Genomic DNA, 22,836 nt, shown 5'->3' on the forward strand with positions numbered 1-22,836 from the left:
GGGGGCGGGCCGTGCCGCAGGGGTGCGTCATCAGGGTCACGTCTTGGGGGCGTGTTTTGAGGGCGTGTTTTGAGGGCGCGTTTTGGGGAGTCGCGCCCTTGGGAGCCGTGTCCTTGGAGTCGCGCTATCGGGGGCGTGCCCTTGGGGCCGTGCCCTTGAGAGCGTGTCCTTGGGAGCCGTGTCCTTGGAGTCGCGCTATCGGGGGCGTGCCCTTGGGGCCGTGCCCTTGAGAGCGTGTCCTTGGGAGCCGTGTCCTTGGGAGCCGCGTCACCAGCCGAGTTTGGCCGCGCCCGAGATGAGGGACCTCGCGATGACCATCCGCTGGATGTCGTTGGTGCCCTCGCCGATGGCCATCAGGGGCGCGTCCCGGTAGAGGCGTTCGAGGACGAACTCCTGCGAGTAGCCGTAGCCCCCGTGGATCCGCATCGCCTCCGTGGTGGCGCGCAGCGCGACCTCGGAGGCGAAGTACTTGGCCATCGCGGCCTCGGAGTTCACCGCGCCGCCCTCGGAGCGGACCGCCGCCCAGTAGGTCAGCAGCCGGGCCGCCTGGATGTCGGTGGCCATGTCGGCGATCTTGAGCTGGATGGCCTGGAAGTCGGCGATGGGCTGCCCGAAGGCGTGGCGCTCGCGCGAGTAGCTCAGCGCGGCGTCGTAGGCGCACTGGGACAGGCCGACCGCGCGGGCGGCGATGTTGATCCGGCCGAGCTCCAGGGCCGACAGGGCCTGCTGCATGCCCCTCCCCTCGGTCCCGCCGAGCAGCGCCGACACCGGGACGCGCGCGTCCTGCAGGACGATCTCGCAGGTCTCGGGCCCCTTGTAGCCGAGCTTGGGCAGGTCGCGGCTGACGGTGTACCCGGGGGTCCCGGCCTCGACGAGCAGGAGGGACATGCCGCGGTGCGCGGGGTCGGTGACGGAGGTCTTGACCAGGACGGGCATCGGGTCGGCGTGCCGGGCGTTGGTGATCCACGTCTTGGTGCCGTTGACCACGTAGTGGTCGCCGTCGCGGACGGCCCGCGTCTGGATGCCCTGCAGGTCGGTGCCCGCCGCGGGCTCGGTCAGCGCGATGCCGGTACGGCGGGCCCCGGTGGCCAGGTCGGGCAGGTAGGCGCCCTTCTGCTCCTCGGTGCCGTACTTCGCGATCATCCAGGCGGCGAGGGAGTGCGAGCCGAGCACCCCGGCCACGCCCATCCACCCGCGCGCGATCTCCTCGAAGACCAGGGCGAACGACACCCGGTCCAGGGCGAGCCCGCCGTACTCCTCGGGGATCGTGATCCCGAACAGCCCCATCTCCTTGAAGCCCTCGACGATCTCCGTGGGGTAGCGGCCGTCCCGCTCCCACTGGGAGGCGACCGGCACGATCTCCTTCTCGACGAACTCCCGCAGGGTTCGGCGGAACAGCTGCTGCTCCTCGTTGAGCTCGAAGTCCATCACGAGGTCCTTTCCGCGAAACGGCCGTCAGGAGGGTGAGCGGACCGGTCCCGGTCCGCGTGGAGAGAACGGCCTTCAAGGGGTGAGCGGACCCGTTTTGGCCCGCGGGAAGTAGTTCTTGTCCTGCGGCGCGTCGCGGCGGTAGACCATCACCGCGCGGCGCCAGGACATGACCTCGTCGCCGTCCTGGTTGAGGCCGCGGGTCTTGCAGGTGACGATCCCGGCATAGGGCCGCGACCGCGACTCCCGCTTGTCCAGCACGATCGACTCCGCGTACAGGGTGTCGCCCAGGAAGACCGGGTGGGTCAGCCTGATCTCGTCCCAGCCGAGGTTCATCAGGGCGGTCTGGCTGACGTCGATCACCGAGATGCCGAGCACGATCGCCACGGACAGACCGGAGTTGACGATGATCTTCCCGACCGGGGCGCGCTCGGCGAAGTGGGCGTTGAAGTGGTTCTGGTTGGTGTTCATCGTCAGCAGGGTGAACCAGGTGTTGTCGGCCTCGCTGATCGTGCGGCCGAGCGGGTGCTGGTAGACGTCGCCGACGACGAAGTCCTCGTAGTACCGGCCCAGGCCGGGTTCGTGCACGGTCACGGTCTCTCCCCTGGACGCCGGGACCTCGACGCTAATCGTCCGGTGTTTCGGCGGTCAATGATCCGCTCCGCGGGGACGGCGCGACGACGCGGATCTGCGGTGGGCTCCCGGCGGTCGTGAGTGAGCACCGCCACCGGAGCCGATGCCCGGCGATCACAGGAGAGTACGGCTGTCAGGGCGGGCGCCCGGTGAGCACGGAGGAAGGCCGCCGTCAGGGCAGGTGCCCGGCGATCGCGGGTGAACACCGCCGTCAGGGCAGGCGCCCGCGCAGGAACGCCGTCGCGACCTCCACCACCCGCCTGGCCTGGAAGGCCATCGCCTCCAGCTGCACGTCGCCGGGCGGGATCGTGCCGTTGTCGGAGGTGTGGCTGGTGCCGTACGGGTTGCCGGACCGGAACTGGACGGGGTCCGCGTAGCCGGGCGGCACGATGATCGCGCCCCAGTGGTAGAAGGTGTTGTTCATCGCGAGGATCGTGCTCTCCTGCCCGCCGTGGGGCGTCGAACTCGCGGTGAACGATGACACGATCTTGTCGACCAGCAGGCCCCGGCTCCACAGCGGGCCGGTGGTGTCGATGAACTGCCTCATCTGGGCGGTGGGGTTGCCGTAGCGGGTGGGCGTGCCGAACAGGAGCACGTCGGCCCATTCCAGGTCCTCCAGGGAGGCCTCCACGACGTACTGGGTGGCCGCGGCGTGGGCGGCCCAGCCCTCGCTGGACGCGATGGCCTCGGCCGGCGCGAGTTCCCTGACCTTGCGCAGGCGGACCTCGGCACCGGCCTTCTCCGCGGCGGCCGCAGCGGCCTTGGCCAGCGCGAAGACCGTGCCCGTGGCCGAGTAGTAGACGACGACGGCGTTGACGACCGGATTGACGACCGGTTCGGTCACGGCCTCCTCGCTCACGGCCTCCTGGCTCACGGCCCCCTCGCTCACGGTCTCACATCCCTCCGGGTGCCCTTTCGGGATCGTCCTGCCGGAACGTGCCCGACGATCCCCAGAAGAACCCGTCCTGACCTGCAAAGTCTCCTTGACCTGGATGATCACGGGATGCGCGGGACCGCCGCGCGCCGGGCGCGGCCGGACTAGCATTCACGCTGATCGAGAAGCCCTGAAGCCCTGAAGCCCTGAAGCCCTGAAGCCCCGAAGCCCCGAAGCCCCGAAACCCCGAAACCCCGAAACCCCGAAACTCAGAAACTCAGAAACCCCGAAGCCCCGAGGCTCGGAAACCCCGACAACCCAGATGCCGAGATGCCCAGATCGCGAGGAGAGGCCCCGTGGAGCAGATCCCCTACGACGAGTGGCGTGCGAGTGCCCTCGATCCCGCCTTCAGCGAGTGGATGCGCTCGCTGAGCGAGCCGGAGTGGACGGCGGTGGTGAACCACCCGTTCGCCGCCTCGATCACCCGGGGTGACGTCCCCGACGACGACATGCGCCGCTACCTGATCCAGGACTTCCAGTTCGTCGACTCCTTCACCGCCCTGCTCGGGGCGGCGGTGGCCTGCGCGGACAGCTTCGAGTCGCGGGTGCCGTTCGGCCAGTTCCTGGGCGAGATCGCCACCACCGAGGAGCTCACGTACTTCCACCGGGCCCTCGCCGCCCTCGGCGCGACCCCCGCCGACATGACCTCCCCCGAGCTGGAGCCGGTCACGGCGGACTTCCGCGCCCTGATGGACGAGGCGAGGACCAGCCTGGACTACCCGCTCGTCCTGGCGGTGCTGTGCGTGGCCGAATGGTCCTACCTGGGCTGGGCCTCGCGCGCCGAGGAGCCGCTTCCCGACAACTTCGTGCACCGCGAGTGGATCGAGCTGCACGAGGGCCCGGCCTTCCGCGCCTGGGTGCACTTCCTGCGCGACGAGCTGGACCGGCTGGGCCCCGCCCTGGACGAGGCGGGCCGGTCGCGCGTGCTCGGCTTCTTCCGCCGCGCCGTACGGCTGGAGCTGCGCTTCTTCGACATGGCCGCCGGTTCCTGACCCTTCGCGCCCCGGCAACGCCGGACGACCGCCCCGGCAACGCCGGACGACCGCCCCGGGAACGCCGGACGACCGCCCCGGGAACGCCGGGCGAGCGCCCCGGCGGGAGAGGGACCTCCCGGCCCCGTCCCGCCGGGGGCCCGGCGGACGCCTCAGTCCCGGTCCCGCCCGGGGGCGGGGGCCGGCTCGGGGGCCTGGCCCTGATAGACGCCTCCGCCGCCCACCTGGGCGGCGTGGACCTCCTCGTCCGGGGCGTACAGGCGGATCTGGACGCCGTCGGGGTCGGTGAAGCCCATCGCGTGGCCCGCGGAGGCCCGGAAGACCGGGCTGTGCGGGACACCGAGATCGTCGAGACGGGCGACCCAGGCGTCGAGCCCCTCAAGGGTGACCTGGAGCGCGAAGGGATCGGCGTCGAAGAGCGCCCTGGCCAGGTCGGGGTTCTCGCGCAGCGCGATCTGGAAGGCCGCGCCGGGGACCGTGAAGCTCATGCCCCTGATCACGCCGTCCTCGTCCTGGAAGCTGGTGTGGTGTTCCAGCCCCAGGACCCGTTCGTACCAGGAGCGGCTCCGCTCCAGGTCGCTCACCCAGATCTTGAGGTGGTGCACACCGGTCAGTACGGCGTTCAACTGGTCTCCTCAGAGGGGCTAGGGGGCCGAAGGGGCCTGCGTCGTCGTGACGGTCGTAGTGAAACGGTGCTCGCAGAACTTCTCCCGCGCCAGCGTCCGGCTGAAGCGGCGCGCGGACTCCTCCTGGTCGAGCCCTTCGAAGCTGTCGAAGCCGAGCCTGGCCGCGGCCGCCCCGGTCCCGGCGCCGGGCGCGAGGCGGGCCGTGAAGACGATCCGCCCCCGGTGCGGGACGTGGCTTCCCGCGGCGCACCAGACGCCGTCGGAGTGCTCGCGGCAGCGCAGGACGGCGACCCGCTCGCCGGTGGCGTCGAGCACCACCGCCCGGGAGGGACCCCGCGCGCCCTTGGGGAAGCGGCCTCCCACCCAGAAGGCGCCCCAGTAGGGGGCGAAGGAGGGCGTCCAGGTCATGGAGTAGTCGAGGGTGTAGGAGATCCGGCCCCCCGAGGCCGGGACCGGAACGGCCCCGCCGGTCACCTCGATGCCGATCAGCGGCGCGCCCTGGCACTTCCTGGCGGCGGTGACGCAACTGGCCTGGGCCTGCGGCAGCGGGGAGAGGGCGGCCGCGATGAGGACGAGGCCCGTGGCGATCCCGATGACACGGCGCATGAGACCTCCTGTGTGTCCTGCCCCGAGAATCGTGTCCTGCCCCGAGAAAATCATGTCCTGCCGAAGAACATCGTCTCCTGCCGAAGAACGCTACATGCGCTCGGCTCTCCGCGCGCCCGAGATCGGCATAGTTCGCCGTTCCGAGCCGGAAACGGGGACCCGACGGGACACGCCGGTCGGGGGAAGGTCCGGGCGGGCGGAGAGGAGGGGGTCCGCCGCCCACCCGGAAACGGTCAGATTACCCCGACAGACATGAGTTTGGCTCGCTTGCGGGCACACGTCTCGGCCGGATCTCCGATGACCGCCCCGTTTCCCGGCGAGCGGGGAAGGGCGGCCACCGGGATCGGGGATGTCCGGCAGGGGCGGGAGGCGTCCGCGAGAGCCCCGGGTGCCGTCCGGCCGGAGGCCGAGGATGGCGTTCCGCCGGAGGGACGGGTCAGCGTTCGCCGGGACCGGGAAGGGGGCCGTCCTCCTCCTTCGCCTCGTCCCTGGCCTCGGCGTACGGCTCGCTCTCGGGCGGATGGCCTCCGGCGATCCGGCGTTCGCGCATGAGTTCGGCGTCGAACTCCGCGCCCAGCAGAATGGCCATGTTGGACAGCCACAGCCAGACCAGGAACACCACGGCGGCGCCGAGCGTGCCGTAGGTCTTGTCGTAGGAGCCGAAGTTGGCGACGTAGGTCGCGAACCCCGCGGAGACGACGACCCAGAGCAGCACCGCGAGCAGCCCGCCGGGGCTGATCCAGCGGAATCCCGGCTGGCGGACGTTGGGCGCGGCCCAGTAGAGCAGCATCACCAGGCCAGCGGCGATCAGCACCAGGACCGGCCACTTGGCGTACCCCCAGACGGTGACCGCGGTCTGCCCGACCCCCAGGGCCTCGCCCGCCACCTCGGCGAGCCGTCCCGTGAAGGTGACGGCCACCGCAGCCACGGCCATCAGGACGACGAACACCAGCGTGAGCCCGATCCGGAGCGGGGTCAGCTTCCACAGGGGGCGCCCCTCCCGGATGTCGTAGATCGCGTTCCCGGCCCTGACGAAGGCGGCGATGTAGCCGGAGGCCGACCAGAGCGCCACCAGCAGACCGGCGATCGCCAGGAAGCCCCGCGTGCTGCCGCTGCCTCGCACCTGCTCGACCTGGTCCTCCACCAGCTTCGTGACGTCGCCGGGGGCGAGCGCCGCGACCTGGGACAGGATGGTGGAGATCACGTCCTGGCCGACCAGGCCGAGCACGGACACCAGCACGATCAGGCCGGGGAAGATCGACAGCACCGCGTAGTAGGTGAGGGCCGCGGCCCAGTCGGGCAGGCCGTCCCGCTGGAACTCCAGGACGGTCCTCTTGAGGACCCCCCACCACGCCCCCCGGGACAGTTGCGAGGGGGTGTCGGGGACAAGGGCGAGCCGCCCCCGCGAATCGTCGGGGACGGCCCTGCCGGTGCTGCCGGTCACCTACTTCTTCTTGCCTCGCCGCAGGACACGGAAGACCACGAGGACGACCGCGGCGACCGCCGCGATCGTCACCACCGGGCGCTTGCCCGCCTCGGTGGTGACCCTGCTCGCCGCGTCCTTGATCTCGACGGGGGTCACTTCCTTGACCCGGCCGACGACCTCGGGAGCCGCCTCCTTGACCCGGCCGACCATCTCGGGAGCCGCCACCTTGACGCGCTCCACCATCTCGGTGGCCGTGGTGGCGGTCGCCGCCCCCGCCTTGCGCAGGTCGTCGCCCACCTGAGCGGCGGTCTCCTGGAAACGGCCCTTGACGTCGGTCTTGTGCACCAGTGCCTCCACTGTGTCGCCCAGTTCGCGGCGGGCGTCCTCGATGTCCCGCCGCACGCTTTCCGTGTCGTTCCCGTCGTCTCCGACGGTCTTGCCGCTCCCCGCCGCGCCGGTGTTGGCGTACGGGGTGGTCGCCGCCGTGGTGTCCGGTACGGCGGCGAGTGCCGCGTCCCCCGGGAGCCGGGGCGTGCCGTCGCGCCCGGACTCGGCGACGCCGAGGTCCTCGCGGGGCGTGCCGTCCGGCTGGTTCGGCGGGATGTTCAGCGATCCGCTCTCCTCGGGCGTGACGGGCTCGTCGACGCCCTTCCTGCGGGATCCGGTGGTTCCGGCCACGGCCTGGGGCCGCTCGGGCCCGCCCGGGTCAGTCTCAGTCATCGGTGCGCCCTCTCTTTCACCGCGTCGATGTCGTCCTTGACGCTCTCGATGGTCCGTTCGGGGGTCGGCGGAGCGGCCTCGGCCACCTGGCGCTTGCCGAAGAACCCGAGCGCGCCGGCCACGGCCAGCAGCACCCCGCCCACGAGCGCGGCGGCCGCCCACGGGGGCATGACCTGCGCCAGGAACAGGATCACCGCGGCGACCAGGGCACCGGCCCCGAACAGGGCCACCACTCCCGCCCCGCCGAACAACCCCACGCCGATTCCCGCGTGCTTGCCCTTCTCCGTCAGCTCCGCCTTGGCCAGGCGCAGCTCGTCCTTGACGAGACGCGAGACCTGCTCCGACATCTGCCGGATCAGCTCGGACGTCGGCAATGAGTCCTTGGTGTTGGTCATGGGCTGCCTCCTCCCCTACAGGAAAGAACGTCTACCCTCTCCTCCCCCGGCAAACATGGGCCTGGCTGCGATGATCACGGGGGGTACGGGGACGACACCGTGCCGTGCCGCACGGCAAACTACTCCCCGGCCCGCGTTTCCCGCGTGCCCGGCCCGGGGGCTCACGACCGGCCGCGGGCCGTTTCGCGGCGGCCCCCGGCCACCGTTCCACCGGCTACCGTTCCACCGGCCACCCGTTCACCGACCCTCGCGAGGCGACCATGACGAACATCGTGCTCACCGGCGGCACCCGGGGCATCGGCCTCGGCATGGCCAGGGCCTTCCTGGAGCGCGGTCACCGCGTCGCGCTGTGCGGCACCCGCGCCGACTCGGTGGAGAGGGCCCTGGCGGAACTGACCGAACCGGCCGGGCGGGACGAACCGGCCGGGCGGGACGGGCGGGACGGGCGGGACGTCCTGGCGATGGTCGCCGACGTCGCCGACCGGAGCCAGGTCCAGGCGCTGTGGGACGCGGCGGCCGGGAGGTTCGGACGGGTGGACCTGTGGATCAACAACGCGGGGGTCTCCCACCGCAGACAGCCGCTGTGGAGGCTGCCGGAGGACGAGGTCAGGACGGTTCTCGACGTGAACCTGGCCGGGGTGCTGAACGGCACGGCGGTGGCGGTGACCGGGATGGCCGCCCAGGGCTCCGGGCACGTGTGGAACATGGAGGGGCTGGGCAGCGACGGCCGTACGGTCCCCGGGCTGGGCGTCTACGGCGCGACCAAGCGGGCGCTCACCTACCTGACGGGGGCGGCGGCCAAGGAGATGCCCCCGGGCGTGTCGATCGGGCTGCTCAGCCCGGGGATGGTCGTGACCGGCCTGCTCACCCACGACTACGACCCGCAGGAGCTCCAGCGGGCCAGGAGGATGTTCGACATCCTGGCCGACCGGGTGGAGACGGTCGCCCCCTGGCTGGCCGAGCGGGCCGTGTCCCGGGCGCGCAACGGCGCCCACGTCCGCTGGCTGACGACCGGCAAGGTCCTGCGCAGGTTCGCCGCGGCGCCGTTCGGCAGCAGGGACGTGTTCGGCGAGAGCTGAGCCCGCGCCGCCCCCGCGCGTCCGGCGTGCCGGGGAGGTCGATCACTCTCGCGGCCGGGATACGCCATGATCATAGGGAGGCTCGCGTGTCCAGTGGTGGAAAAGTAGAGGTACGGGCGAAGATGAGCCTCTTGGGATACTGCGGGGCACGATGAGCGCGATCAGGAAGGCGGCACGCTAGAGATGGCACAGATCGTCGGCGGCGGAAGCCCGGTCAACGACGCCGAGCGACGGGTCATCGCGCACCTGCGGGACAACGCGCCGGACGACTGGCTGCTGCTGCACAACATCGAGGTGCCCCGCGGCGACGACACCTTCGAGGTGGACGTGATCGTCCTGACCGGCCACTCGCTGTGCGTCATCGACGTCAAGGGCACCCGCGGCCGGATCGAGGTCGCCGGGACCCGCTGGTTCCCGCAGCGGCGGGAGGCGTTCGGCTCCCCCGTCGCCAAGCTGCGCGGCAACGGGCGCGCGCTCAAGGGCCTGCTCGTCCAGGCGCGCCGCGAGCTGGACCGGGTCTACGTCGACAGCCTCGTGGTGCTCACCGGGACCGACGCGGAGCTGGTCGACCCGGCCGGCCGCGATTCGCGGCACGTCACCGACCTCGCCGGGCTGATCGGCACGCTGAGCGACGTCTCCCGCGTCAGGCGCGGCCACACCACGGACTCCGCGCCGTACGGCACCGCGATCATCGAGGCGCTCAACGGGAGCGTGCGGCGCTCCACGGCGCCGCCGCGCTTCGGCAGCTGGGAGGTGGAGGAGCAGCTGGGCGGCGACACCCGGGTCACCGAGTACCGGGCGATCAACGCGACGGTCCCGGGCAGCGAGACGGTCCTGCTGCGCGTCTACCGGGCCGACCCGCTGGCCGAGGAGGAGCCGAGGGCGGCCGAGCGACGGCTGATCACCAACGCCTACCAGGCCCTCACCAGGATCCCCCCGCACCCGTGCGTGGTGCGCGCCCGCGACTTCTTCGCCATCGACGACGAGAGCCGGTTCGTGCTCGTCCTCGACGACGTGCACGGCCAGGCGCTGCACCTGCACCTCACCGCCCCCATGTCCACCCTCTCCGCCGCCGCCCGGCTGGACATCGTGGAGGACATGCTGCTGGGCCTCGCCCACGTGCACGCCAACAACGTGATCCACCGGGCGCTCAGCCCCGCGTGCGTGCTGGTGACGGAGGAGGGCCGGGCCATGCTCACCGGGTTCGACTACGCCAAGCCGGGGCCCCGCGCGCACACCGTGGCCAACGAGCTGCCCAACGTCCTCGACACCCATTACGCGGCCCCCGAGTGCCAGGCCATGCCGGAGCGGATGACGGCCGCCTCCGACGTGTACGCGGCCGGGGTGATCGCCTTCCAGCTGCTGACCGGGAAGCTCCCCCCGATCACCCCCGACACCGAGCCCGCCTCGGGCGAGGCGCCCGTGGAGGTGATGGACCTGCTGCGGCGGATGCGCGACCACGCGACGGGCAAGCGCCCCGGCGCGGCCGAGGCCCTGGAGGAGCTGCGCCGGGCCCGGCGGCCCCGCCCTCCGGACCCGGCCACGCGGCACTCCGGCGTGCCGGACCCCGCCATGCTCGGTGTGCCGGATCCCGCCACACGGCACGCTGGCGTACCGGATCCTCATCCCCAGGACCTTCGTCCCCAGGATCTTCGTTCCCACGACGACCGGGCCCAGGATTCCCCGTCCCAGGACTCCCGTCCTCAGGCACCCGGCGTGGCGGGTGTCGAGCGGCCGGAGGAGCGCGGACCGGAGGAGCGCGGGCCGGAGCAGCATCCGCGGGACGCCCGCCTCCAGGTGCCCGCGCAGCACGAGGACGAGGCCCACGAGGGCCTGCCGGCGCAGGAGCCGCTGTTCGACAGGCTCAGGACGAGGTTCCGGCGCATCACCGGAAAGCAACCGTAAGACGACCGCAAAGAGCGGCCGTACAAGAAAACACCGCAAAGAGCGGTCGTAAAAGCGAAACGCCCGCGCGGGAGCCGGGCCCGGGCTCTCGGCCGGGGCCTGGCTCACCGCCGGGCGGGCGGGTCAGCGGCGGGTGTGGCCGCCCCGGAAGCGGTCGAGGAGCCCGCGCAGCTTCTGCTGGTTGCGCGGGTCGCGGGCCATCGCCTTGGCCTTCTCCATGTTCCGCTGCCCCTGCGGGGTACGCAGGTAGCTTCGGACCCGGTCGATCAGCGATGCCATGGTGTCCTCCATCTGTCGGAAACCTCCGACTACCCGGTGAGGCGCGTTCCAATCACCGTCCGCACCGGGCTCCACCAGGCCCTGCCGCGCTCAGGAGTCGACGAAGTCGTCCGGGACCATCACCCGCAGGCCGTTGGGGACGGTGCGGATCATGATGGGGGTCATCAGGCGGACCTCGCCGTCGACGTCGGCGGCCATCGGCGGGTCGGTCTCCAGATACATCTCGCGGCCCACCACGAAGGGGCCGCCCGCCAGGCTGCGCCAGCGGCCGCTGCCGGCCCGGACCATGGTCTCCAGCAGCAGGCGCAGGCGCTTGCCCGAGCCGAGCTGGTACGCGACCAGGCGGCCGTTGTCGATGCTGATGTCCCTGGCGACCTGCCAGCCGCCGTGGAAGCGGCCGTTGGCGATGTTGAGCTGGTGGGTGAGCAGCTCGTGGCGGCGCCCGTCCACGGTGAGGAAGGCCCGGAACGGCTGGTGGCGCGGCAGGATCGTCAGGGCCGTGAGCGGGTAGGCCGCGCGGCCCAGGAGGCGCTTCACCCCGTGCCGCACCTTGCCCGCCACCTCCACGGAGACCCCGAAACTGGCCAGGTTGGCGAACTCGCGGTCTCCGGCGACGCCCAGGTCGATGTCGGCGACCTTCCCGGTGCGGAGGACCCGGATGGCCCCGGCGAGGTCGAGGGGGACGCCGAGGCTGCGGACGAAGTTGTTGGTGGTGCCCAGGGGCAGCACGCCGAGGGCGACGTCGCGGTGGGCGACGTGCTTGACGGCGGCGCTGAGCGTGCCGTCGCCGCCCCCCACGACGAGCAGGTCGGGCTCGTCGGCGAGGGCCTCCTCCAGGGTGGCGCGCAGGCGTTTGGTGTCGACCACCGGCAGGAAGCGGATCGCGTCGAACCCCTCGGCCCGCAGCGCGCGTACCACCGCCGGGTAGTGGCGCCGGCCGCGGCGCGAGCGCGTGTTGACGACCACGCAGACCCTGCCCTTGGTCCGGATGGCCTCGGTGTGCTCGGCCTTGCTTCGAAGCTCTCCCACGCTGCCCCTATCCGATCGGGTGCTTGCCCGTTCAAATGGTAGGGCCCCGCCGTCGGTGACGGCGGGGCCCGGTGCCCGTGGGCGTTCGTCCGCCCGCTGGGCGGGGCGGGTTACTGCTTGGGCGGGGTGACCTGCACGATCGCGCCCAGGTTGCCCGGGAACGGGGTGATCAGCTTGAGCTTCACGCCCAGCGCCTTGCCCTCGTCACCGGGGTTGCCGGAGCCGAGGACGTGGCCGTTGCCCATGTCGGTCCCGTACAGCTCGGTGGCCGGGGTGCCGTCGGCGTTGACGACTCGGGTGCTGTAGAGCTGGTCGCCCTTGGAGGGGACGACCGTCGAGGCGTCGAAGTCGCGGTAGAAGAGGCTGGTGCCGCGGGCCTCGAACCCGGGGTACCAGGTCTTGGCGTCGGTGAACTCGGAGACGCCCTTCTCGGCGGGCACCTTGGTGCAGTACTCGCTGAAGGGCTCGCCCGGCCCCTCGAAGCACTCGGTGAAGGGGTAGGTCTTGCTGAAGGAGAAGGCTGCGTTCGAGGTCTGGACGCGGCCGTTCAGGTTCTTGAGGGTGGTGGTGTCCTTCTCGGCCGCCACGCCGGTCCGCCGCAGCGGGTCGAAGTGGGAGTCGACGAGGAGCAGGCTGCCCTTGGAACCGATGCTCGGCGCCAGTTCGAGGTTGTTGGCCACCGAGTTGTTGGTGTAGTTCGAGTCGCGGAACCAGACGAGCAGGCCGGGGGCGTTGTACTTGACCTTCTCCACCTTCCACGCGCCGTCACGCGAGTAGTTGGTGGTGTAGGTGTACTGCAGGCCCTTGTCGAACCCGTCGAAGTTGCGCCACTCGGCCAGATAGAACCGGGAGACCTCGCGCTTGCCGTCGTTGAGGACCCAGCCCTGGCCGTGGGTGCCGTTGAAGGTGCCGCCGCTGGCCGTCCAGCCGTTGAGCCCGGCCTCCAGGTCGTCGCTCCAGACGGTCTGGGTGCCGTTGGTGAGCGAGAAGTCGTCGGCGTGCCAGCCGCGCGGGGTGTAGGCCGCGTCGGTGTTGTACGTCAGGCGCACCTTGATCGCCTTGCCGGCGAAGGGGGTGAGGTCGACGTAGTCGTGACGCCAGCCGTCGGTGTTGCCGGTGAGGCCGTACTTCTTGCCGCCGAACGCCGCGAGGTTCTTGTTGGGGTCGGCGTAGTCGTCGTCGGTCGAGACCAGGGCGCCGCCCTCGGTGTAGACCTTCTGCTGGGTCCAGGTGGCGCCGCCGTCGACGGAGGTCTCGACGAAGCCGTAGTCCCAGTCCTCCTCGATCTCGTAGTTGTTCCAGAGCCAGAACTTCAGGTCGGTCCCGGCGGGCACCTGCAGGTCGCGGGCGACCTTGACGTTGGCCCACTCCTGGTCGAAGTTCGACCAGAGCGTCTTGGTGCCGCTGTGCGGCTCGACCATCGTGACCGGGGGGCTGGTCAGGTTGACGCGGACGCCGTCCTGGGTGAGCTTGGGCGTGCGCGAGGCCTGGCCGATCGTCACCAGGCCGCCGCGGTCACCGGGGTTGAAGACCTTGGGGTTGGCCCAGCCGAGGATCCACTTGCTCCAGATGCTCATGTGGGTGGGCAGCGACTGGAAGATCGGGCCGCTGTGCGAGCCGCTGGACATGAGGTCCCAGAAGTCGACGGCCGAGGAGGCCTGGCCGCTGGTGTCGTAGAGGTCCGGCAGGCCCAGGTCGTGGCCGTACTCGTGCGCGAAGACGCCGACGCCGGAGTCCTCGGGCTGCACGATGTAGTTGGAGATCTTCACGTTCTTGCCCGGCACCTGGTAGCCGCCGGCCACCGCGCTGGAGTGCGCCCAGATCGCGTAGGTGCCCTCGGCGCCGCCGTCGGAGGACTTGTCCTTGCCCGCGTGGACGAGGACCAGGTGGTCGACCACGCCGTCGGGCTCGGCGAAGTTGCCGTCGCCGTCGGCGTCACCGACGTCCTCGATGTCGTAGTCGGCCCAGGGGAAGTTCGGGTCGCTGGCGACCAGGGCGTCGACCGCGTCGATGGCGAGCTGGCCGGCCCCGCGGGGGTTGTCGGGGTGGCCGCTCATGTCCTGCACCGGCTGGCCGCAGGCGCGCGCGCCGTAGTAGGCCTCGGAGTGCGGGACCTTGATCCACGGGCTCGCCTGCCCGGTGACCGTGTAGGCGCCCTTGGACATCTCCTCGTACATGTTCTTCATGGTGGAGCCGGAGATGTCGATGCCCTTGCGGCCGTCCCGGGGGTCGGTCAGGTCGGTGCGGACGCGCTGGGTGATGCCCTGCTTGGTGTAGAGCATCTTGTTGAAGTGGTCGGGGCTGAAGTCCGGCACCCAGAAGCTGTTGTTGTCCTTGTGGGACAGCGTGGCCGGGTTGGGGATCTTGTTGTGCAGCGGGCCGTTGAGCAGGGTGCCCGGCGGCTCGGTGACGCACTCGGCCGGGTCCTCGCTGTCGACGCCTCCGGGCCGGGAGAAGCCGGAGAAGTCGTCGTTGGCCTTGTCGTTGAACTCCACCAGCAGCGTGAGGAGCTTGGCCGTCTTGACGGTCTTCGACTTCTTGAAGATGAAGTCCGCGGGGTTGGTCCCCGTCCTGATCGCCTGGGCCTCACGGTCGGCCAGCACCCGCGCGGCGACCGGGTTGCCCGCGGAGTACTTCTCGGCGAGCTTCTTGGACGGGCTGACCTTGCGCGCCCTGGCCGAGGGCACGGCCGGGTCGTCGACCTCCGGCTCGTCCCTGGGAGGCGCGTAGTTGATGTAGTAGTCGGCCGCGGTCGGCTGGTACCGCGCGACCGAGGTGTCGCTCTCGGCCGACGCACCGCCCACAGCCAGTCCCGCGACGGCCAGGCCGAGCACGGGGACTATCGCGAGGAGGCGCCGGGGAGCGCTCCCGCTGCTGACTCTGCCGGACAACGTGTCCCCTTTCCCTGCGTCCGGGTTGACCGGACGCGTCCATCACCGGCGCGCCGTATGAGCGCGCCGAACCGGGAGATTAGACGAGAAGGTAAAGTTTGAGTCAAGCGACCAAATGATGTTGCGAAAATGCAATAAAGCACGTTTTGTCCGGAGAGGGCATGTCGGCGTAGGCCGTACAGTCCAACGTGTGACCGCTATCTCCGAACTCGTCGCAGCGCTCGCACCGGAGAAGGTGCTGACCGACCCCGACGTGACCGACTCCTACGCGCGGGACCGGACCTTCCTGGAGCCGGGCAAGCCCCTGGCCGTGGTGCTCGCGCACACCAGGGACGACGTGGTCGCCGTGATGAGGTGGGCCACCGAGCACCGGGTGCCGGTGGTGCCCAGGGGGGCCGGGACCGGCCTGGCGGGCGGGGCGACCGCCGTCGAGGGATGCGTCGTGCTGGCCCTGCACAAGATGGCGGCGATCAGGGAGCTGTCCCCCGCCGACGAGACGGCCGTGGTCGAGCCGGGCGTCATCACCGCCGACCTGGACCGGGCCGCCCGCGAGCACGGGCTGATGTACGCCCCCGACCCCTCCTCGTACGAGATCTCCACCATCGGCGGCAACCTGGCCACCAACGCGGGCGGGCTGCGGTGCGTGAAGTACGGCGTGACGCGCGACTCGGCGATGGGCCTGGAGGTCGTGCTCGCGGACGGACGGGTGATCAACACCGGCAGGCGCACCGTGAAGGGCGTGACGGGGTACGACCTGACCGGGCTGTTCGTCGGCTCAGAGGGGACGCTCGGGGTCATCACCGCGGCGACGGTGCGGCTGCGCAGGGCTCCGTCGGTCTACCCGGCGACGATCGCGGCCGAGTTCACCTCCCTCAGGGACGCCGCCTCCGCCGTCTCGGCGATCATCGCGGCCGGCTGCCAGCCGTCGCTGATGGAGATGCTCGACCGCAACACGCTCAAGGCCATCGACGACTGGCGGAACATCGGGCTGGAGGAGTCGACCCGGGCGATGCTGATCGCGCAGTCGGACGCGGTGGACGGCCCCACGGTCTCCGAGCGGATGGCCGAGCTCTGCACCGCCAGCGGCGCGGCCTTCGTCGCGGTGTCGTCGTCGGCGCAGGAGGCGGAGGAGCTGATCGGGGTCCGGCGGATGGCGTACCAGGCCAAGGAGCGGCTGGGCAAGTGCCTGGTGGAGGACGTGTGCGTGCCGCGCTCCCTGCTGCCGGACATGATCGAGAAGATCGAGGCGATCGCGGTCAGGTATGACGTGCTGATCACCACGGTCGCCCACGCGGGCGACGGCAACCTGCACCCGGTCTTCATCTTCGACCACGCCCTGACCGAGCCGCCGCCGCAGGTGTGGGCGGCGGCCGACGAGCTCTTCAGGGAGACCCTGAAGATGGGCGGCACGCTCACCGGCGAGCACGGTGTCGGGCTGCTGAAACGGCGCTGGCTGGCGCTGGAGACCGGGCCGGTCACCGAGGAGATCCACCACGGGATCAAGCGGGTCTTCGACCCTCTCGGCATCCTCAACCCGGGCAAGGCCATCTGAACGCGCCTCCGCGCCGCGGGCCTCCACGTCACGAGCCTCCACGTCGCGGATCTCCACGTCGTGGGCCTCCACGTCACGTGCTTCCGCGTGTGCATCCGTGCCGCGGGTTTTCACGTCGTGGGCTTTCGCGCCGTGGCTTCGCCGTCACGTGCTTTCACGTCACGTGCTTTCACGTCACGTGCTTTCACGTCGTGGCAGATCTCCATCAGCACTCACGCTGGTAGCGTTCTGCCGCACATAAACCATTTTTTCGGGGCTTGTACGCGGTTTGTTTCGGGGGAACATCATGACAGAGCCGCTCACCGGGGAGGATCCACCGAGGCTGGGGGCGTTCGAGCTCGTCGGACGGCTCGGCGAGGGAGGTCAGGGGATCGTCTACCTCGGGCGGGGGCCCGGGGGCGAGCAGGTCGCCGTCAAGCTCCTCCATCACGGGCTGGCCGGGGATCCAGAGGCCAGGGCCCGCTTCCTGCGCGAGGTGTCGGTCGCGCAGCGGGTCGCCCGGTTCTGCACCGCCGCCGTGCTGCACGCCGACCTCGCCGGCAGCCGCCCGTACATCGTGAGCGAGTACGTCCCGGGGCCGTCCCTGCGCCTGCTGGTCGACCGGGAGGGGCCCCGGCGCGGCGCCTCCCTGGAACGCCTCGCCGTCAGCACGGCCACCGCGCTGTCGGCGATCCACCGCGCGGGCATCCTGCACCGCGACTTCAAGCCCGCCAACGTGCTGATGGGCCCCGAGGGCCCGGTGGTGATCGACTTCGGTATCGCCAGGGCGCTGGACTCGCCGGGGATGACGGCGACCGGGGTGGCGATGGGGACCCCGTCCTACCTCTCGCCCGAGCAGCTCGGCCCCGGCGAGGTGACGCCCGCGGCCGACGTGTTCGCCTGGGGCGTCACGATGGTCTTCGCCGCGACCGGTACGCCCGCGTTCGGCCAGGACTCCATCGCCGTCGTGATCAACCGGATCCTGAACGCGCAGCCGGAGCTGGGCACACTGGAGGGGCCGCTGCGCGACCTGATCGCGGCCTCCCTGTCCAAGGACCCGGCCCTGCGCCCCACCGCCGAGCAACTCGTCAGCCACCTGATGGGCGCGGGCCCCACCACCCCGGTCCCCCACCCCGCCGCTCCCTATCCCGTCTCTGTTTCTGTCTCCGTCCCCGTCCTTGGAACCGGGCAGATCGGATCAGGACAGGCCGGACCAGGGCAGAGCGGCTCAGGGCAGAGCGGATCGGGGCAGGCCGGTCCGCATCCGGGCGAGAGGAAGTCCCCCAGGCCGGTGGGGCTCCTGCTCGCCGGGGTGGCCGTGGTGGCCGCGCTCGGCGTTGCCGCCGGGGCCGTGGTGCTCCTCCAGGACGACGGGAAGGCCGCGGCGTCCCGATCGGCGGCGACCCCCGCCGTGTCGGAGGCCGCGGATCAGGAGCCGACGCTCCTCCCCGACGTCCCGGAGGAGTCTCCCCAGCCCTCGGAGACGGCCCCGACGGCCTCGACGGCCTCCGAGGACGAGAGCGAGACGGTCGCCGCGATCACGCCTCACCCGTCCCGGCGCACCACGCAGCCGTCCTCCCCGCCGCCCGAGGATCCGGACCCCGCCACGGAGAAGCCGACGCCGAGGCCCAGCGGCTCCACGTCGCGGACCCCCACACCGGCGGCCACCACCGCCAAGCCGACCCCGACCGTCAAACCGACGACCTCACCCCGGCCGGGCAACACTTCCAAGCCCCCGTCGTCCCCGAAGCCGACCTCCAGGCCCACCACCGCGAAGCCGACGGTCAAACCCACCGTCACCGCCAAGCCGAGCCCGAAGCCCACCCCCCAGAAGCCCAACCCCCACACCGCCACCGGCGTCTGCGGGAGCGGCTACGCGGTGGTCGACTCCAGGGCCCTGGGCAGCGCCGCGACCGTCTACCTGCTCTACAACACCGCCCAGGGCAGGAACTGCGTCGTCACCATGTCCAGATACGTCTTCCCCTCCAAGATCGCGATGAACGCGACCCTCCAGGTGAAAGGCGGCTCCACCGCGAGCAACCCCGGCAGGTTCACCGTCTACGCGGGCCCCGTACGACTCCCCGCCGCCAAGAAGTGCGTCATCTGGGGCGGCTCGCACGGCTCCCTGTCCTGGAAGAGCGGCTGGAGCCACTGCGGCTGAGCGCGGAGACGTCTCGCCCTTCACCGGTTCTCGTCGTTCACCGCGCTCCTCACCGGCCCTCGTCGTTCACCGCCGCGTTCCACGGCCGCCGCCTTCGACGGGACAACCTGCCGCCCACGGCCCACGCGCCGGACTTCCCATCGGCGGTCACGGCCGCCGAACCCGTCCCTCTCATCCGTCTTCGCGAGCAGACGGGACCCGGCGCCGAAGGGGCGGGGCTCCGGCCGGAGTGGTCCGCGTGGCCGCCTCGGCAAGATGGAGGCGGACAAATGGGCCGGATCCGACCCAGGAAACATCCGGGAAACATTCGGGCCCTTCCGGATCTGTGTTCGATGACGGACCCGACACAACGTGAGACCGTCCTGGCGCTGGCTCGCCCGGTCACGCGAGAAAGAACGGCGGACCGGCCGTCGGGGCATTCGGCGTCGATCCGATCGTGACGCCGGGCGAGGTCGTCGAGTGCGGACCGCCGCACCGGCCGCGGGGACTCCACCGGACGGCTCGAACCGGGAAAGAATCGACGCCGTCCCGGTCCTTGCGGCGACGGAAAACGGTTCGTGGACGTGCGGCGACGTCGTCCGGTCTGCATCGGCGGCCCCGCCTGGGAAGGGGCCGGGAGCCGTTCTCCGCGCCGAATCGAGAGGTAATGCGCTCCCGGCCAGGCACCGGGGCATGGAGCGAGACCACACGCGGCACTTCCCGCGGAACTCTCCCCCACAGGCCGGTCATTTTACGAAGGAATTCACAGAAGCGAAATAAGCTCAGCAATTGGGACATATTTCCATTGTTGACGAATCCGTTTAAACCTCGTTAACGAGGATTATGCTTTGCCATGTCGATCATCGGGTAACTCCTGCTTGCCGCCACTGTCGCGGTTTAGGCAATCCGATTCCCTTGAATCACAAAAGACATGGAATGCGATGACTCCTAGCGGTAGAAGACGGACTTCACTCATTAATTCCGGCAAACGTGCTCGAAATTGGTCCGTCGCAGCAATAGCAATCGGTGCCATCCTGGCGCTTTCCTGCCAGACCCCGGCCAGTGCCGCCTCCGACACCACGTCAAAACTTCTTATCAACACGCGAATCGTCGCCAAGGAGGCCGCCCCGGCCCGCAAGGCCACCGGCAGATCCGGCCATTGGCGTATCCGCGCGACGAGAATCGCCGCGCGGAAGGAGGGCGACGGCGGCAGGAGGCGCTGCGGGTGCCGCGATGGCCGCAACGGTCGTGACGGCGAGGACGGGCTGCCGGGAATCGGGCTGCCCGGCCCGCGCGGACCGGTCGGTCCCGCGGGCGCGACCGGCCCGGCGGGAGCCACCGGAGCCGCAGGACCGGCGGGGCCGGCGGGAACCACGGGACCGGCAGGACCCGCGGGGCCCACCGGAGCCACCGGAGCGACTGGAGCGACCGGGGCCGCGGGACCGGCGGGACCCGCTGGACCGGCGGGCGCCGACGGCGCCGCGGGACCGGCAGGACCCATCGGACCGGCGGGACCGGCCGGAGCCGCGGGACCGGCAGGACCCATCGGGCCCATCGGACCCATCGGGCCCGCGGGAGCCATAGGACCTGCGGGACCCGCCGGGGCCACGGGTCCCGCAGGACCGGCAGGACCCGCGGGACCGGCAGGACCTGCGGGCGCCGACGGCGCCGCGGGACCGGCAGGACCCATCGGGCCCACAGGAGCCACCGGATCCACCGGAGCACCCGGGCCCGCGGGAGTCGACGGAGCCCCGGGGCCGACCGGCCCCGCCGGTGAGCCTGGAGCGGCGGGACCGCCCGGAGCGACCGGCGCGACAGGAGCGGCCGGCTCGCCGGGCGCCCCCGGACCGGCGGGAGCCACCGGATCCACCGGAGCCACCGGCCCCGCTGGACCGGCGGGACCCGCGGGACCGACAGGACCCGCTGGAGTGCCCTCGCCCACCTTCGACGTGGCCGGGCCCGTCACGGCCGTACCGCTGCTCGGGACCGTGACCGCGGTGGCCACCTGCCCGGTCGGATCCACCGTCACCGGCGGCGGTTACGACATCAGCGGACTCGGCACCGCCGTCGTGCAGGAGACCTTCCAGGTCGGCAACACCTGGTCCGTCGAGGCCGGCGGCGCTCTCCTGCTCGGCGTGACCATTGAGGCACACGCGACCTGTCTGCCACTGACCTGACATTCCCAGGTCACCGGAACTCCTCGGTTTTCGGACCGGTCATCTCATGTCGGTGGCCACCAATGAGATCGCCCGCGGCCTGGACGAGGAGCCAGGCCGAAGGGGGGCGCGCCGTGCGCCCCCCTGCGCGGGGGCGAATCGCCCATTGGTATCGACATCCTCTTCGGGTGACCCACCCGGCCGAGACCCCGGCGCCGTACGCGCGCGCGTGCCCGCGCGTGGAGGTGCCGGGGTCGAGGAACGTCCGCGCGGAAACCGGCGGAAGGAGCGTTGCCGCAGGCAACAGAGCCGCTTCGTATGAGCTCGCATGAATACGTGTGCGTTCGTGCGAGTACAAGTACGTGTGCGTTCGTATGAGTTCGTGCGAGTACGTGTGAGGGAGGCGCGCGAAACGGCGGGCGTCGTCACCGTACGATCCGTAACGGGATCACCGAGAGTGGGCCGCGTCCTCCGTCAGGCGCCGGAGACCTGGAGGGTGACGGTTTCCTCCCGGGCTGCCCAGAGCCGTGCGGACATCCACGCGATGCCCAGGGCCGCGACCGTCAGACCGGCCAGATAGACCGGTACGGGCACCAGGTTCCTGAGCGAGCCGGGGATCATGCCGACGGTGTAGAGCACGACCGCGACGACCGGGAGGGCGCCCGAGCGCAGGGCCGCGACGCCGAAGGCCAGGACTCCCGCGATCAGCACGACCGAGGTGACGAGGAACGCCCGTCCGGTGCCCCCGGACAGCAGCCCGTCGATCGTGGTCCTGCCCAGCAGCGGGAAGACGTAGTGCAGCGTGTACTCGATCGCGAACGCCCCGGCCAGTCCGGCCGAGTTGAGCAGGTAGCCGACGAGGCCGAGCCTGCCCGCCGTACCGCGTATCAGCAGGTAGAGGCCGGTGATCGCGAGCAGGCCGGTGAGCGCGCCGAACGGTGCGACGGCATGGGTGAGCGCGGTCTCCCGCAGCACGCCCGCGCGGCGCAGGATGTTGACCAGCAGCAGTACGGCGCAGACGAGGCCGGCCGCCCCGGTGGCCCGGTAAAGAGCCGATTGGCCCATGGGGATACTCCATTCGTGTCGGCCATGACATTCCTGTCGGTCATGACGCTCGTCATCGTGCGCGTCGCCGGGCGCCAGGCCGAGTGGGTGGGCGCAGACGTAAGCACCCCGAAAGAACCGGTCCCGCCGCGCCGCGAACCGCTCGGAGCGGGCCCGCGCGTCCAGCGAGGGGCACGGGCCGCGCCGGACCTCTGAGGCGGGCGCGCCGATCCCCGAGGCGGGGGCACCGATTCCCGAGACGGACGCGCCGGATCCCGAGACGGACGCGAGGGACGGAGGCCGGTTCCGCGGCTCGCGCCCTGCTCCGCGAGGGTTTCCCGGAGGGCGCGGGCCATCGTGAGCCCTCCGGATTCGAAATCGCGTCAATTTCGAAATACTCGAAAACGCCGAACGAATTTGCCCATTTCTGCTAATGGTACGTTCCATTACCAGATCGGTCTTGCGTGCCGGTGATCACCGGTTGAGAATAAACGGGCAGCTGCAAGTTCCCGCAGATCCACAGGAAGGGCCACACCATGGGACTTCTGAAAAGGGCAATCGTCGGTATCGCCATCGCCGGAGCGGCTTTCTCGCTTACGGGCACCGCCTATGCCGGCACGGCATCGACCTCTACCTCGACCGTCGCGCTGGGAAGCAAGTTCTACGGCGGATATCCCGACTCCGGTAACTGCAATTACTGGAGGTCCGCGGTCAAGGCGACGGGGGTCAACGTGTCGGCCTGCACGTATTCGACGGCCAACAAGTGGCACTTCACAGCGTGGTGGTAGCAGCAGCGACGGACCCGGCCTAATCGCCTAGTCCTCCGCACGACAGTCGGCCCGGCCCTTGATGGGGCCGGGCCGAACAGGTTTTTCCGCGTAACGCGGCCGACCTCCCGAACGATTCAGCGAAACCCTCGGGCTCTCGGGCTCTCGGGCTCTCGGGCTCTCGGGCTCTCGGGCTCTCGGGCTCTCGGGCTCACGGGCTCACGGGCTCACGGGCTCACGGGCTCACGGGCTACG

The 22,836-nt window shown here is 70.9% G+C and carries 20 protein-coding genes; 8 read left to right on the plus strand and 12 right to left on the minus strand.

Annotated features, from left to right (window positions below; all coding sequences use genetic code 11):
• Window positions 1–267: 267 nt before the first annotated feature.
• The 3 genes from ABT053_RS02200 to wrbA form a co-directional block, all read right to left on the minus strand.
• Entirely contained in the window at window positions 268–1,428 is a 1,161-nt protein-coding gene (locus ABT053_RS02200) for an acyl-CoA dehydrogenase family protein (protein ID WP_350966971.1), read from the minus strand.
• Window positions 1,429–1,503: 75 nt separating this feature from the next.
• The gene (locus ABT053_RS02205) at window positions 1,504–2,022 is read right to left on the minus strand and encodes a MaoC family dehydratase (RefSeq protein WP_344747546.1); all 519 of its coding nucleotides are present in this window, start codon (window positions 2,020–2,022) and stop codon (window positions 1,504–1,506) included.
• Window positions 2,023–2,272: 250 nt separating this feature from the next.
• Window positions 2,273–2,950: an NAD(P)H:quinone oxidoreductase gene (gene wrbA / locus ABT053_RS02210; RefSeq protein WP_350966972.1), complete on the minus strand. Its 678-nt coding sequence runs from the start codon at window positions 2,948–2,950 to the stop codon at window positions 2,273–2,275.
• Window positions 2,951–3,291: 341 nt separating this feature from the next.
• Between wrbA and ABT053_RS02215 the strand changes: the two genes are divergently transcribed.
• Window positions 3,292–3,987, plus strand: coding sequence for a TenA family protein (locus tag ABT053_RS02215; RefSeq protein ID WP_350966973.1), 696 nt, complete (start codon window positions 3,292–3,294; stop codon window positions 3,985–3,987).
• A 152-nt stretch (window positions 3,988–4,139) separates the two neighbouring features.
• Here the strand turns inward: ABT053_RS02215 and ABT053_RS02220 are convergent, their stop codons facing one another.
• The 5 genes from ABT053_RS02220 to ABT053_RS02240 all read right to left on the minus strand — a co-directional run bounded on the left by ABT053_RS02220 (window position 4,140) and on the right by ABT053_RS02240 (window position 7,760).
• Window positions 4,140–4,613, minus strand: a complete 474-nt coding sequence (locus tag ABT053_RS02220; RefSeq protein WP_350966974.1) for a VOC family protein — start codon at window positions 4,611–4,613, stop codon at window positions 4,140–4,142.
• A gap of 18 nt (window positions 4,614–4,631) precedes the next feature.
• Complete coding sequence (locus tag ABT053_RS02225) at window positions 4,632–5,219, minus strand: hypothetical protein (protein WP_350966975.1); 588 nt, start codon at window positions 5,217–5,219, stop codon at window positions 4,632–4,634.
• Between the two features lie 436 nt (window positions 5,220–5,655).
• Window positions 5,656–6,663, minus strand: coding sequence for a YihY/virulence factor BrkB family protein (locus ABT053_RS02230; RefSeq protein ID WP_350966976.1), 1,008 nt, complete (start codon window positions 6,661–6,663; stop codon window positions 5,656–5,658).
• On the minus strand, window positions 6,664–7,365 hold the full coding sequence (locus tag ABT053_RS02235; RefSeq protein ID WP_350966977.1) for a DUF3618 domain-containing protein: 702 nt from the start codon (window positions 7,363–7,365) through the stop codon (window positions 6,664–6,666).
• The gene (locus ABT053_RS02240) at window positions 7,362–7,760 is read right to left on the minus strand and encodes a phage holin family protein (RefSeq protein ID WP_350966978.1); all 399 of its coding nucleotides are present in this window, start codon (window positions 7,758–7,760) and stop codon (window positions 7,362–7,364) included. The genes ABT053_RS02235 and ABT053_RS02240 overlap by 4 nt, the downstream gene beginning before the upstream one ends.
• Window positions 7,761–8,020: 260 nt before the next feature.
• Here ABT053_RS02240 and ABT053_RS02245 point away from each other — a divergent pair, with 260 nt between their 5' ends.
• Together ABT053_RS02245 and mads6 are read left to right on the plus strand one after the other, a co-directional pair.
• Window positions 8,021–8,839: an SDR family oxidoreductase gene (locus tag ABT053_RS02245; RefSeq protein ID WP_350966979.1), complete on the plus strand. Its 819-nt coding sequence runs from the start codon at window positions 8,021–8,023 to the stop codon at window positions 8,837–8,839.
• A gap of 183 nt (window positions 8,840–9,022) precedes the next feature.
• On the plus strand, window positions 9,023–10,744 hold the full coding sequence (gene mads6, locus ABT053_RS02250) for a methylation-associated defense system protein kinase MAD6 (RefSeq protein ID WP_350966980.1): 1,722 nt from the start codon (window positions 9,023–9,025) through the stop codon (window positions 10,742–10,744).
• Between the two features lie 123 nt (window positions 10,745–10,867).
• On the opposite strand, the gene ABT053_RS02255 is transcribed toward mads6, so the two are convergent.
• The 3 genes from ABT053_RS02255 to ABT053_RS02265 all read right to left on the minus strand — a co-directional run bounded on the left by ABT053_RS02255 (window position 10,868) and on the right by ABT053_RS02265 (window position 14,943).
• Window positions 10,868–11,023: a hypothetical protein gene (locus ABT053_RS02255; RefSeq protein WP_344747535.1), complete on the minus strand. Its 156-nt coding sequence runs from the start codon at window positions 11,021–11,023 to the stop codon at window positions 10,868–10,870.
• A 90-nt stretch (window positions 11,024–11,113) separates the two neighbouring features.
• Window positions 11,114–12,052 carry a diacylglycerol/lipid kinase family protein gene (locus ABT053_RS02260; protein ID WP_350966982.1) on the minus strand — a complete coding sequence of 313 codons (939 nt, stop codon included), beginning with the start codon at window positions 12,050–12,052 and terminating at the stop codon, window positions 11,114–11,116.
• A 110-nt stretch (window positions 12,053–12,162) separates the two neighbouring features.
• Entirely contained in the window at window positions 12,163–14,943 is a 2,781-nt protein-coding gene (locus tag ABT053_RS02265; protein ID WP_350966983.1) for an immune inhibitor A domain-containing protein, read from the minus strand.
• 190 nt (window positions 14,944–15,133) lie between these two features.
• On the opposite strand from ABT053_RS02265, the gene ABT053_RS02270 reads away from it, so the two are divergent.
• The 3 genes from ABT053_RS02270 to ABT053_RS02280 all read left to right on the plus strand — a co-directional run bounded on the left by ABT053_RS02270 (window position 15,134) and on the right by ABT053_RS02280 (window position 20,791).
• Window positions 15,134–16,495 carry an FAD-binding oxidoreductase gene (locus ABT053_RS02270; protein WP_350966984.1) on the plus strand — a complete coding sequence of 454 codons (1,362 nt, stop codon included), beginning with the start codon at window positions 15,134–15,136 and terminating at the stop codon, window positions 16,493–16,495.
• A 286-nt stretch (window positions 16,496–16,781) separates the two neighbouring features.
• Window positions 16,782–18,635, plus strand: a complete 1,854-nt coding sequence (locus ABT053_RS02275) for a serine/threonine-protein kinase (RefSeq protein WP_350966985.1) — start codon at window positions 16,782–16,784, stop codon at window positions 18,633–18,635.
• A gap of 1,907 nt (window positions 18,636–20,542) precedes the next feature.
• Window positions 20,543–20,791 (plus strand): hypothetical protein, encoded by a 249-nt coding sequence (locus tag ABT053_RS02280; RefSeq protein WP_350966986.1) that lies wholly within the window; start codon window positions 20,543–20,545, stop codon window positions 20,789–20,791.
• A gap of 453 nt (window positions 20,792–21,244) precedes the next feature.
• Here ABT053_RS02280 and ABT053_RS02285 read toward each other — a convergent pair whose 3' ends face one another.
• Entirely contained in the window at window positions 21,245–21,835 is a 591-nt protein-coding gene (locus ABT053_RS02285) for a hypothetical protein (protein WP_350966987.1), read from the minus strand.
• 15 nt (window positions 21,836–21,850) lie between these two features.
• Here ABT053_RS02285 and ABT053_RS02290 point away from each other — a divergent pair, with 15 nt between their 5' ends.
• Together ABT053_RS02290 and ABT053_RS02295 are read left to right on the plus strand one after the other, a co-directional pair.
• Window positions 21,851–22,030, plus strand: coding sequence for a hypothetical protein (locus ABT053_RS02290; RefSeq protein WP_350966988.1), 180 nt, complete (start codon window positions 21,851–21,853; stop codon window positions 22,028–22,030).
• Between the two features lie 320 nt (window positions 22,031–22,350).
• Window positions 22,351–22,602 (plus strand): hypothetical protein, encoded by a 252-nt coding sequence (locus ABT053_RS02295; RefSeq protein WP_350966989.1) that lies wholly within the window; start codon window positions 22,351–22,353, stop codon window positions 22,600–22,602.
• Window positions 22,603–22,836: the final 234 nt, after the last annotated feature.

Source organism: Streptosporangium sp. NPDC002524, assembly GCF_040295985.1.
In the GTDB taxonomy this organism is placed as follows: domain Bacteria; phylum Actinomycetota; class Actinomycetes; order Streptosporangiales; family Streptosporangiaceae; genus Streptosporangium.

Bases quoted from the DNA above. Each gene is read 5' to 3' on its own strand.
- ABT053_RS02200 (WP_350966971.1), bottom strand. From the start codon at position 1,428: ATGGACTTCGAGCTCAACGAGGAGCAGCAGCTGTTCCGCCGAACCCTG.
- ABT053_RS02225 (WP_350966975.1), bottom strand. From the start codon at position 5,219: ATGCGCCGTGTCATCGGGATCGCCACGGGCCTCGTCCTCATCGCGGCC.
- ABT053_RS02235 (WP_350966977.1), bottom strand. From the start codon at position 7,365: ATGACTGAGACTGACCCGGGCGGGCCCGAGCGGCCCCAGGCCGTGGCC.
- ABT053_RS02240 (WP_350966978.1), bottom strand. From the start codon at position 7,760: ATGACCAACACCAAGGACTCATTGCCGACGTCCGAGCTGATCCGGCAG.
- ABT053_RS02245 (WP_350966979.1), top strand. From the start codon at position 8,021: ATGACGAACATCGTGCTCACCGGCGGCACCCGGGGCATCGGCCTCGGC.
- mads6 (WP_350966980.1), top strand. From the start codon at position 9,023: ATGGCACAGATCGTCGGCGGCGGAAGCCCGGTCAACGACGCCGAGCGA.
- ABT053_RS02255 (WP_344747535.1), bottom strand. From the start codon at position 11,023: ATGGCATCGCTGATCGACCGGGTCCGAAGCTACCTGCGTACCCCGCAG.
- ABT053_RS02275 (WP_350966985.1), top strand. From the start codon at position 16,782: ATGACAGAGCCGCTCACCGGGGAGGATCCACCGAGGCTGGGGGCGTTC.
- ABT053_RS02285 (WP_350966987.1), bottom strand. From the start codon at position 21,835: ATGGGCCAATCGGCTCTTTACCGGGCCACCGGGGCGGCCGGCCTCGTC.
- ABT053_RS02295 (WP_350966989.1), top strand. From the start codon at position 22,351: ATGGGACTTCTGAAAAGGGCAATCGTCGGTATCGCCATCGCCGGAGCG.